Source organism: Campylobacter concisus (genome assembly GCF_002912425.1).
Taxonomy (GTDB): Bacteria; Campylobacterota; Campylobacteria; order Campylobacterales; family Campylobacteraceae; genus Campylobacter_A; species Campylobacter_A concisus_AH.
Genome location: NZ_POYR01000072.1, coordinates 1 through 11662, shown reverse-complemented (window position 1 = coordinate 11662; position 11662 = coordinate 1). Strand labels below are relative to the sequence as shown.

General features: G+C 38.8%; 8 protein-coding genes. All 8 read right to left on the bottom strand.

All coding sequences use genetic code 11. From position 1 onward, the window contains the following. Positions 1-4513 (bottom strand): DNA-directed RNA polymerase subunit beta' (gene rpoC / locus CYP84_RS04260; protein WP_103567745.1); only part of this gene is annotated, 4513 nt, incomplete at its 3' end. Further along, the gene (gene rpoB, locus CYP84_RS04255) at positions 4500-8645 is read right to left on the bottom strand and encodes a DNA-directed RNA polymerase subunit beta (protein ID WP_103636784.1); all 4146 of its coding nucleotides are present in this window, start codon (positions 8643-8645) and stop codon (positions 4500-4502) included. The genes rpoC and rpoB, both read right to left, overlap by 14 nt. Positions 8646-8762: 117 nt before the next feature. Then, complete coding sequence (gene rplL, locus CYP84_RS04250) at positions 8763-9140, bottom strand: 50S ribosomal protein L7/L12 (protein ID WP_103607059.1); 378 nt, start codon at positions 9138-9140, stop codon at positions 8763-8765. A 29-nt stretch (positions 9141-9169) separates the two neighbouring features. Beyond that, positions 9170-9655, bottom strand: a complete 486-nt coding sequence (rplJ, locus tag CYP84_RS04245; protein ID WP_009294520.1) for a 50S ribosomal protein L10 — start codon at positions 9653-9655, stop codon at positions 9170-9172. Between the two features lie 103 nt (positions 9656-9758). Further along, complete coding sequence (gene rplA, locus CYP84_RS04240) at positions 9759-10460, bottom strand: 50S ribosomal protein L1 (RefSeq protein ID WP_002941167.1); 702 nt, start codon at positions 10458-10460, stop codon at positions 9759-9761. 59 nt (positions 10461-10519) lie between these two features. After that, positions 10520-10945: a 50S ribosomal protein L11 gene (gene rplK / locus CYP84_RS04235; RefSeq protein ID WP_002941145.1), complete on the bottom strand. Its 426-nt coding sequence runs from the start codon at positions 10943-10945 to the stop codon at positions 10520-10522. Between the two features lie 10 nt (positions 10946-10955). Further along, on the bottom strand, positions 10956-11489 hold the full coding sequence (gene nusG, locus CYP84_RS04230) for a transcription termination/antitermination protein NusG (protein WP_180385147.1): 534 nt from the start codon (positions 11487-11489) through the stop codon (positions 10956-10958). A gap of 12 nt (positions 11490-11501) precedes the next feature. Next, complete coding sequence (gene secE / locus CYP84_RS04225; protein ID WP_103636783.1) at positions 11502-11660, bottom strand: preprotein translocase subunit SecE; 159 nt, start codon at positions 11658-11660, stop codon at positions 11502-11504. Positions 11661-11662: the final 2 nt, after the last annotated feature.

The following is an 11662-nucleotide window of genomic DNA, read 5'->3' as shown; positions in this document are numbered from 1 at the left end:
AGTTTTCTTTGATCTTTATCTTTTTATCTTTATAAAAACCAGTACCAACTGGGATCATACGTCCAAGGATGACGTTCTCTTTTAGATCTTCGAGATAGTCAAATTTAGCAGCGATTGACGCTTCTGTTAAGACCTTAGTTGTCTCTTGGAATGACGCAGCAGAGATCACACTATCACTTCCGATGGCCGCTCTTGTGACACCAAGAAGGATCGGCTCAGCGATAGCTGGCTCGCCACCCATTTTCATGATGCGCTCATTCTCTTCTTTAAATTTGTTTCTTGAAACCATGTCGCCAACGATGAAATTTGTATTTCCACTATCGACGATTTTGACTTGGCGAAGCATTTGAGAGACGATGATCTCGATATGCTTATCAGCGATCGCAACACCTTGGCGACGATAAACTTGCTGAATTTCACTGATCAAATAGTAGTGAAGTGCCTTTTCGCCAAGAATTCTTAAGATATCGTGACTTGAGATAAGTCCGTCTGTTAGTTTCTCACCAGCATGGACAAATTCGCCGTCTCTTACTTGGATCTGGCGGCTCTTCTCGATCAAATACTCAGCTGTCGTGCCATCTTCTGCTTGGATAATGATGCGCTCTTTTGAGCGAAGTGGCTTGTCAAATCTAACAACGCCGTCTATCTCTGCAACGATAGCTGTATTTTTAGGGCGTCTTGCTTCAAATAGCTCACTAACTCTTGGAAGACCACCGGTGATATCTTTTGACTTAGCAACAGCTTTTGGAGTCTTAGCCAAAATGTCAGCTTGGGCCACTTCATCGCCACTTGAAACGAAGATCGCAGTTTTTGGATCAAGCGGATACTTGATCAAATGTCCACTCTTTGTAGTGATAATGATCGCTGGTTTTACGCCACTTGGCAAATACTCGTTGATGACAAGACGTCTTTGACCAGTTGCCTCGTCAGCTTGCTCAGTCGCACTATATCCTGGCTCGACATCTTCAAAGCTAACCACACCAGCCTCTTCTGCGATAGTTGGAGTTGAGTATGGATCCCACTCAGCGATTATTAGCTTGTCATCTTTTTCAGGTAGTGAGACCACTGTCGCTCTTTCTACTGCATCATTATCTGATACTTGGATGATAGAATTTCTTGGGATGTAGTGGCGAACTGCCTCACGTCCGTCCTTGTCAGAGACGACAACAAAGAAGCCTTTTTCGGTTACTTTGTGACCTTTTTTGATATCTTTTAGCCTATCAAGGAAGTCACCTTTTAGTATGAAAAATTTAACCACACCATTTGCATCTGCCGTGATCTTTCTAGTTACTGGATCGCCGTCTGAAATTTTAAGCTCACTAGCATAAGGGATACGATTTGGAACGTTCCAACCCTCTTTGATGATCTCGACGATACTCTCGTTCTCTTTTACCTTATCACCATTTGCATAAGGGATATACATCTTGCCTTCGATCTTACCGCTAACGCCAGCTAGTTCATTTGGTTTAGCAAGATCGTTTCTTCTGATTGTATATTTGATCTCTTCTTTTTTGCCTTTAATTACGATATTTACATCTTCATGGGCATATTCGATCTCGATTTTACCATCGATTGTTGATTTTATCTTTGGCTCAACAAGTAATACAGCAGCACTTCTTCTGTTTGCAACGATTTTCTTGCCGTTGTTCTCGTATGTGCTAAGGTTGTAATATCTAATAAAGCCCTCTTTTTGAGCGATGACTTGGCGGTCTTGTTGTTCAGTAGAAGCCGTACCACCGATGTGGAATGTTCTTAGCGTTAGCTGAGTACCTGGCTCACCAATTGATTGAGCTGAGATGATACCGACAGCCTCGCCTGGTTTTACAAGTTTACCCTCACCCAAATTTAAGCCGTAGCATTTTGCGCAAACGCCTTTTGGCGCCTTGCACGTGATAGGAGTTCTAATGCTTACTGATTTTATGCCAGCTTCTGTTATAGCCTTGGCTTTCTCCTCATCAAGCAATGTGCCTTCGCTAAATAAAATTTCATTTGTTATAGGATCGATCACATCATCTGCTAAAACACGACCCAAGACTCTCTCTTCAAGGCTCTCTATTAGCTCGCCGCTCTCTGTGATATCTGTGATCTCAACGCCCTCGTGCGTACCGCAGTCGTGCATTGTGACTTTAACGTTTTGAGCAACGTCGATTAGCTTTCTTGTTAGGTAACCAGCGTTGGCAGTTTTTAGCGCGGTATCTGCAAGACCCTTTCTAGCTCCGTGGGTTGAGTTGAAGTACTCCATTATATTTAGACCTTCACGGAAGTTTGAAATGATCGGTGTTTCGATGATCGAGCCGTCCGGTTTTGCCATAAGACCACGCATACCAGCTAGCTGGCGAATTTGCGCAGCACTACCTCTCGCACCTGAGTCAGCCATCATATAAATTGAGTTAAATCCGCCCTTATCACTTTGGATAAGCTTCATCATCTCGCTTGCAACGCTATTGTTTGTATCTGTCCAGATATCGATGATCTTGTTATATCTCTCACTATCTGTTAAAAGACCAGCGCCATATTGTTTTTGAATTTCACGAACTTTTTTCTTAGCTTCGTCGATATATTTTTGCTTGCTATCTGGCACGATGATGTCTGCAATAGAGATAGAAATTCCAGCTTTTGTAGCATATCTAAAGCCTAAATTTTTAAGCTTATCAAGGAAGTCAGCCGTTACTTCAAGGCCGCCATTTCTATAAACATAATCAACCAAATTTGCAATGTCTTTTTTCTTCATGATCTTATTCCACATATTTTCAGGGACAAAATCAGGAAGTATCGCTCTTAATATCAAGCGACCAGCCGTTGTGAAGATGATCTTATTATCAACCATTGTCTTAATTTTAGCGTGAAGACCAAGAGTGTTAGCCTCTTCAGCGATCATTACTTCATCGACGCTTGAGAAAATTTTATTTGCACCTTTTTCATCGTTTCTCTCTAGGCTTAGGTAATAAATTCCTAAAACCATATCTTGTGAAGGGACTGTGATAGCCTTACCACTTGCTGGAAGCAAGATGTTCATTGAGCTAAGCATCAAAATTTTGCACTCAGCGATAGCTTCCTGCGATAGTGGCACGTGAACAGCCATTTGGTCACCATCGAAGTCAGCGTTGAAAGCCGCACAAACTAGTGGGTGAAGCTGGATCGCCTTACCTTCAACAAGAACTGGGTGAAACGCTTGGATAGAGAGCTTGTGAAGTGTTGGAGCACGGTTTAGCATGACTGGATAGTCTTTAACGACCTCTTCTAAGCACTCCCAAACCTCATTTGTCTTATCTTCTATCATCTTTTTAGCTTGCTTAACGGTTGTCGCATAGCCTTTTTCTTCAAGGCGAGCAAGCAAATGTGGCTTAAATAGCTCTAAAGCCATCTTCTTTGGAAGACCACACTGATCCATCTTTAGCTTTGGACCAACGACGATAACAGAACGTCCAGAGAAGTCAACACGCTTACCTAGCAAATTCTGACGGAAGCGGCCTTGCTTACCTTTGATGATCTCACTTAGTGATTTTAGTGGGCGCTTGTTTGCACCTTTTACTGCATTTGCTCTACGGCCATTGTCAAATAGCGCATCAACAGCCTCTTGAAGCATTCTCTTTTCGTTTCTGATAATGATCTCAGGTGCGTCAAGCTCAAGTAGGCGTTTTAGACGGCTATTTCTATTTATTACACGGCGATATAGATCATTTACGTCTGAAACAGCAAATTTACCGCCATCAAGATTAACAAGTGGTCTAAGGTCAGGCGGAAGAACTGGTAAATTTGTTATCATCATCCACTCTGGGCGGTTGCCTGAATTTAAAAAGCTCTCAATAACCTTTAGACGTTTTACGATAGTCTTTTTCTTGGCCTCAGAATTTGTAGCCTCCATCTCTTCTTGTAGCTGATTTAAAATTTGAGTTAGATCAAGCTCAGCTAGCATATCATAGATGACCTCGCCACCCATTCTAGCGCTAAAGCCACTCTCTTCATATCTTGAAGCCAGGCTTTGATATTGCTCCTCGTTTAAAACGTCATATTTTTCAACTTTTTTAGAATTTTCATTGTCATAATAAGCCTCGCCAGCATTATCAACAATGTATGCCTCATAGTAAAGTACGCGTTCAAGGTCTTTCATCTTGATACCAAGAAGCGCACCTATACGGCTTGGCAAGAAATTTACATACCAGATATGAGCCACTGGAGTTACAAGCTCTATGTGACCCATGCGAGAGCGACGAACTTTAGATGTTGTTACTTCAACGCCGCACTTTTCGCACTTGATGCCCTTATAACGCATCTTTTTATATTTACCACAAAGACACTCGTAGTCGCGGATCGGTCCAAAAATTTTGGCACAAAACAAGCCATCACGCTCAGGTTTTAGCGTGCGGTAGTTGATAGTTTCTGGTTTTTTAACCTCGCCATAGCTCCAAGATTTTATCTTCTCAGGACTTGCTAAACGAAGTTGGAAAGCTTCAAAATCACGAGGTCTATGCTCTTCTTTTATCTCAACTGGTTTTAAATTAGTTAGTTTCATTTGTCTCATCCTCATCATATACTTCCACATCAAGAGCTAGTGATTTTAGCTCGTTTGTTAGAACAAAGAACGTCTCAGGGATACCAGTCTCAGGAACGTTTTCACCTCTTGTTAAAGCTTTATAAGCAGAAAGTCTTCCCTCAACATCGTCTGATTTTACAGTTAGCATCTCTCTTAGTGTATGAGCAGCACCATAAGCCTCAAGTGCCCAAACCTCCATCTCACCAAACCTTTGACCACCAAATAGTGCCTTACCGCCGACAGGTTGTTGTGTAACAAGACTGTATGGTCCAGTACTTCTTGCGTGAACTTTTTCATCAACCAAGTGGTGAAGTTTTAGCATATACATACAACCAACATTAACGCGTTCTCTTATCTTTGAGCCTGTGCGTCCGTCATATAGCTCAGTTTTACCATCGCTATCTATCTTTGCCATCTCAAATAATTTTGCAAATTCGTCAGCTTTAACGCCTTCAAAAATCGGAGTTGCAAATCTTACGCCATTGCTCCAATCTTTTGCATACTCAAGAAGCTTCTCATCGCTCATCTTACCAAGAGCTTTTTTAGCGTCCATTAGCTTAGCAACGCTTGCGATCTCTATCATCTTAGCTCTTAGTTCTTTTATCCACTCGCCTTTTTTGGTCTCAAAAATTTCATTGATCTGCTCGCCTAAACGGTAGCCAACAAGACCAAGGTGGCTCTCTAAAATTTGACCGATGTTCATACGGCTTGGAACGCCTAATGGGTTTAGCACGATATCGACGATCTGACCGCTTGGAAGATACGGCATATCGACTTCTCTAACTATATTTGAAACGATACCTTTGTTACCGTGACGTCCAGCCATCTTATCGCCAACTTTTAGTTTGCGTTTTGTAGCTATATAAACTTTTACAAGTTTTACAACGCCGCTTGGCAAAATGTCATCTTTTTCTAAAATTTCTATCTTAGCGTCGTGCTCTTCTTTGAGCTTTTTCTTCTCATTTTGGAAGTAATTTTTTAGCTCATCATATTTCTTTTGGATATCTTTTGAAAAGCTCTTTACGATAGCATTTAGGGTAAATCTGTTGATATTCTCAAAGTCAGCTTTGTTGATCTTTGAGCCTTTTTTATACTCTTTTTTATTTACCTCTTGATCGCTTGCTAATGGGTTTTTAGAAAGAAGCGCTGTAACTTTTAGCATCTCTTCACGGTCTAGCATAAGCAGTCTATCGTGGTGCTCTTTTTCTAAAAGTGTCTTCTCTTCTTCATAGGCTTTGTTTGTTCTACTATCTTTCTCATAGCCTTTTTTGGTGAAAATTTTAACATCAACAACCACGCCTTCCATCGAAGCTGAAGCATAGAGTGATTTATTTACAACATGGCCTGCTTTTTCACCAAAGATCGCACGAAGTAGTCTTTCTTCTGGAGTTGGTTTAACTTCGCCTTTTGGAGATACTTTACCAACAAGGATCATGCCAGGCTTGATCTCTGTACCGATTTTAACAATACCACTTTCATCAAGGTGCATAAGCTCCTCTTCTTTGACGTTTGGTATATCTTTTGTTATCTCTTCAACGCCGTCTTTTAGCTCACGAGCCTCAATCTCTTTTTCATAGATATGAACGCTTGTAAAGGCATCTTCACGTATCATTTTTTCACTAATAACGATCGCGTCCTCGTAGTTGTAGCCATTCCAAGGCATAAATGCGATTAGCGCGTTTTTACCGATAGCTAGCTCGCCTTTTTCCATGCTTGGGCCGTCAGCTATGATTTGATTAGCCTCGATCTCATCGCCTTTTTTAACGATCGGATGTTGTGAAAATGTCGTATTTTGGTTTGTTCTTAAATTTTTCTCTAAAGAGTAGTGATCGATATATGGACCAGCTTCATCTTCACCAAGGATAAAGATGTTTTTATTATCAACCTTTTCAACCACGCCGCCTCGTTTTGCTTTTACGCTCTCCCAAGCATCTCTTGCGATAACACTCTCCATACCTGTTCCAACGATAGGAGCAGTTGAACGAAGTAATGGCACTGCTTGACGCTGCATGTTTGATCCCATAAGCGCACGGTTAGCGTCGTCATGCTCTAGGAATGGGATAAGCGAAGCTGCAACACCAGCTATCATACCAGAGCAAAGGTCGATCAGGGTAACATCTTCTCTACGAGCAAGCATCATCTCGCCCTCTTTTCTAACCTCGATCAAATCCTCAACAATATGTCCATTTTCATCAAGCTTAGTTGATGCTGGAGCGATAACATTGCCCTCTTCTTGTGTCGCTGTTAGATAGACTATCTCATCAGTCACTTTACCATCGACAACCTTTTTATAAGGCGCCTCAACAAAGCCAAGGTCATTTACTTTTGCATAAGTTGAAAGAGTGTTTATAAGACCGATATTTTGACCTTCTGGTGTTTCAACCGGGCAAATTCTGCCGTAGTGAGTTGGGTGAACGTCACGCACCTCAAATCCAGCACGCTCTTTTACCAAGCCACCCTCGCCAAGTGCAGAAAGACGGCGCTTATGAGTAACCTCGCTAAGTGGGTTTGTCTGATCCATAAACTGGCTTAGCTGACCGCCTGTGAAAAATTCCATGATTGTTGCTGTGATCATTTTTGGATTGATAAGATCATAAGGCATGATTTCGTCAGTATTGTTGCTTAGACTTGTAAATTTATCACGGATAGCCTTTTGCATCTTAACAAAACCAAGGTGAAGCTCACTAGCAAGTAGCTCACCGATCGATCTTATACGGCGGTTACCAAGGTGGTCACGGTCGTCAATGTGACCTTGTCCGTTTTTAACTTTTATAAGATATTTTGCAGTTTTGATGATATCTTCACTAGTTAGCAAAGTAACGTACTCTGGCACATCAAGCGAGAGCTTGTGGTTCATCTTCATACGACCAACTTTTGTTAGGTCATATCTTTCAGGGTTAAACAAAATATCATTTACAAAGCTTTTTGCAGCCTCTTTAACTACCGGCTCGCCAGGTCTCATGACCTTGTAAATTCTAATCGCAGCAAGGTCATTTTCATCATCTACGCCCTCAGTTTGTTTTAAAACCTTAAGCATGTCGTTGTCGGCGATAAACGAATTTATTATAGCGTCGTCAACACCGGCTGCAGAGTTGTTTATAATATCAATACTTTCATGCTCAGCTAAAATTTTTGCAAGTTTATTCTCATCAAGAGCAGATAGTGTGTCATATAAAATTTCGCCGCTTTCTGTGTTTATCACAGGGTTTGCCAAATATCTACCTATAAGTGCTTCGATCGGATACTCGACAAATTTAACGCCATCTTCGATTAATTTATCAGCTTTTTTCTTTGTTAGACGCTTGCCAGCTTGGTGAAGAATCTCTCCATCTTCATTTTTTATATCATACTCAACTCTTCCTAGATAATCCTCTGGATTAAAAAGAGTTAAAAATTTATTATTTTTAATAACTAAATTTTGTATCGGATAAAATAGCTTAATAATGTCTTGTTTTTTATATCCTAATGCCCTAAACAAGATAGTTACAGGCACTTTTCTGCGCTTATTTATCCTAACATATAAAATATCTTTTGTATCATATTCAAAGTGCAACCAAGAGCCACGATCTGGGATTATTTGAGCTGTGTAGATAAGTTTGTTTGCAACAGTCGCACTCTCTTCTTGTTTAAAGATAACACCAGGGCTTCTATGAAGTTGATTTACAACAACACGCTCAACACCATTTATAATAAATGAAATTCTATCTGTCATCAACGGAATTTCACGTATAAAAATTTCTTGCTCTTTTATATCTTTAACGCCAACTTTATCACCAGTCTTATCATCTTTTTCATGCACGATAAGGCGTATTTTCATTTTTAAATTTACAGAGTATGTAAGACCTCTTTCTATGCACTCTCTGATTGTATATTTTGGTTTTCCAATCTCTGAGCTAACATATTCTAAAGTCAAACGATTTTGCGGATCATGTATAGGGAAAATCGACTTAAAAACTTTTTCGATACCGCTTTCTGTCTGATTGTTATTTAGATTTAAAAAATTATCAAAGCTCTTTTTTTGTAGTTGTAGTAGGTTCGGAACGTCTATCTCTTTAACAACATTAGAGAAGTCAACTCTAAGACGATTTCCTGAGTATAAGCTATTTAACATTGCATCTACCTCGTGGTAATTTTGAAAGAAAAGTATAGCCTTTTACAAGGCATCTAAAATTTAAAAAAGAGAGAGCCTCTGCCCTCTCTTGAAATATTAAGCCTAAATAATAAAAAATTATTTAAGTTCAACCTTAGCACCAGCCTCTTCAAGCTCTTTTTTAGCTGCTTCAGCTTCGTCTTTGCTAACGCCTTCTTTAAGAACAGATGGAGTTCCTTCAACTGCGTCTTTAGCCTCTTTAAGACCAAGACCTGTAAGTGCTCTAACAACCTTAATAACGTTGATTTTCTTATCACCAGAATCAACAAGAACAATGTTAAATTCTGTTTTTTCTTCAGCAGCAGCTGCACCACCAGTAGCAGCTGCACCACCAGCTACCATTACAGGAGCTGCGCTAACACCAAATTTCTCTTCAAACTCTTTTACAAGTTCGCTAAGTTCAAGTACAGAAAGATTAGATATAAACTCTAATACGTCTTCTTTTGTAATTGCCATTTTTAATCCTTATTATTTTTTTAATTTAATTAAGCTGATTGTTCTTTTTTCTCTTTAAGCGCATTCAAACCAATTGTGAAATTTTGAATTGGCGCATTCCAAACTTGCAAAAGCATCGCAATAAGCTCATCACGGCTAGGCATTTTAGATAGAGCTTTAACTTTATCAACGCTTGCAACTTCGCCATCAATATAAGCTGTTTTAATTTTGAAAAGATCAGAATTTGACTCTTCGAATTTTGCGGCTACTTTAGTTACTGCTAATTGATCTTCACTCCAAAGATAGATATTTGTATCTTTGAGTTCCATTCCGACTTTATCAGAATTTTTAAGAGCAATATTTGCAAGAGTATTTTTAATAACTTGAACTTTTACATTTTGTTCTTTTGCAGAATTTCTTAAAACTTCAAGTTTTTTAACTGAAAGACCACGGTAGTCACAAACTACAATAGCTTCAGCAGTTTTAAATTCACTCTCTAATTTTGCAACAACTTCAGTTTTTTCGTTACGTGTCACTTTTTCTCCTTTCCGACCGGTAATTTCAAGCAGAGCGGGTCGAATCAATTAAGCCCAATGGCCTCGGCTATCTCCAATCTAAGATATAAATTTGTCTAAATTCTTATTTCAAGTCCATAACTTCTTGAGTATCAAGAGTTACAGAAGGGCTCATTGTTAAAGACAATGAAGCATTTTTTACATATCTACCTTTTGCAGTCGCAGGTTTATGTTTATTAATAGCTTTAATAAATGTTGAAATATTTTCATTTAATTGCTCTTTAGTAAAATTGACCTTACCAAGACCTGCATGTATATTTCCTTGCTTATCAACACGGAAATTTACTTGTCCACTTTTTGCATTATTAACAGCTTGTGCAACATCCATTGTAACTGTTCCAGTTTTTGGATTTGGCATTAAACCTTTAGGTCCTAAAATTCTACCAACTTTACCTACAAGACCCATTAAATTTGGAGTAGCTATAAGAACATCAAAGTTCATTATACCCTTTTGGATATCCTCAACTAGATCATCAGCACCAACTATGTCAGCACCAGCAGCTTTTGCCTCATCAGCTTTAGCATCTTTTGCTATAACAGCAACTCTTACAACTTTACCTGTGCCAGCTGGTAAAACAACTGAACCACGAACCATTTGATCAGCATGTCTTGGATCAACGTTTAATTTTAACGCAATCTCAACTGTCTCATTAAATTTAGCAGAAGCTAGAGTTTTAACTGTATCGATAGCCTCGCTAAGGTTATAAATTTTATCTTGCTCCACTTTTTTGAGCAATTCTTGAAATCTCTTACTAGTTTTTCCCATAAATTTCTCCGCATATAAATTGCTTCCGTCTTTTGAAAATCAACCTGACGGTAAAGGTTTTAGTCTACTACTTCGACACCCATTGAACGAGCTGAACCAGCGATAATCTTAGCTGCTTGCTCTTTATCATTTGTATTTAAATCAACAAGTTTTTTCTCAACAATTTCTAAAACTTGAGCTTTTGTCAATTTACCTACTTTATTTTTTAAAGGATTATCTGTTCCCTTTGTTATACCCGCAGCCTTTTTTATAAGGTCCGTAGCAGGTGGTTGCTTTGTGATAAATGTAAAACTTTTATCAGCATAAACAGTTATAACGACCGGGATATTAAATCCAACCATATCTTTTGTTTTTTCATTAAAGGCTTTACAAAATTCCATAATATTAACGCCTTTTTGTCCTAATGCTGGACCAACTGGCGGGCTAGGATTTGCTTTTGTTGCGGCAATTTGTAATTTTATTTCACCTATAACTTTTTTAGCCATTTCTTGCTCCTTAAATTATCTTCTCAACTTGTGAATACAAAATATCAACAGGGGTACTTCTACCAAAAATAGAAACATTGAGTCTAAGCTTGCCATGTATCATATCGTATTCTTCAACGATACCTGTAAAGTTAGCAAAAGGACCTTCTGTTATGCGAACGCTTTCACCATCCTCAAAAAATATTTTAGGTTTTGGTGCCGCTCTTTTTTGAACTTTCTCCAAGATAGTATTTATATCTTTTTCAGTCAGTGGCGTAGGCTTTTTAGCCTCACCAATAAAGCGCCCAACCTTTGGCAAAGACTGAATCTTATGCCAAAGAGCTGTATCAAGATCTAAACATGCAAAAGCATATCCAGGATAAAGAGTTCTTTCATTAATTTTTTGCTTACCGTTTTTTATCTCTATTACGTCTTCTGTAGGAACTATAACCTCTTTTAGTTGATCTTCGATGCCATGATCTCTAACTAAATTTTCAATTCCTCTTTTTACTGCCATTTCGCTACCAGCGTAAGTTTGTATAGCATACCATTTATGTGACATTATTTTTTCCTCATTCTATATAACTTTAGAAAGAACAAAGGACATAATAACATCAACAAGAGCTAAAAAAAGTGAAACAACAGCGACCACGATAAAAACTGCAATAAAAGCATTTCTAATTTGTTCTTTAGTAGGAAAGATAACCTTCATTATTTCCAATTTAGATAGCTTTATAT

Excerpts from the sequence above, each read along its gene's own strand:
- rpoB (WP_103636784.1), bottom strand. The coding sequence starts at position 8,645 with ATGTTAAATAGCTTATACTCAGGAAATCGTCTTAGAGTTGACTTCTCT.
- rplL (WP_103607059.1), bottom strand. The coding sequence starts at position 9,140 with ATGGCAATTACAAAAGAAGACGTATTAGAGTTTATATCTAATCTTTCT.
- rplA (WP_002941167.1), bottom strand. The coding sequence starts at position 10,460 with ATGGGAAAAACTAGTAAGAGATTTCAAGAATTGCTCAAAAAAGTGGAG.
- rplK (WP_002941145.1), bottom strand. The coding sequence starts at position 10,945 with ATGGCTAAAAAAGTTATAGGTGAAATAAAATTACAAATTGCCGCAACA.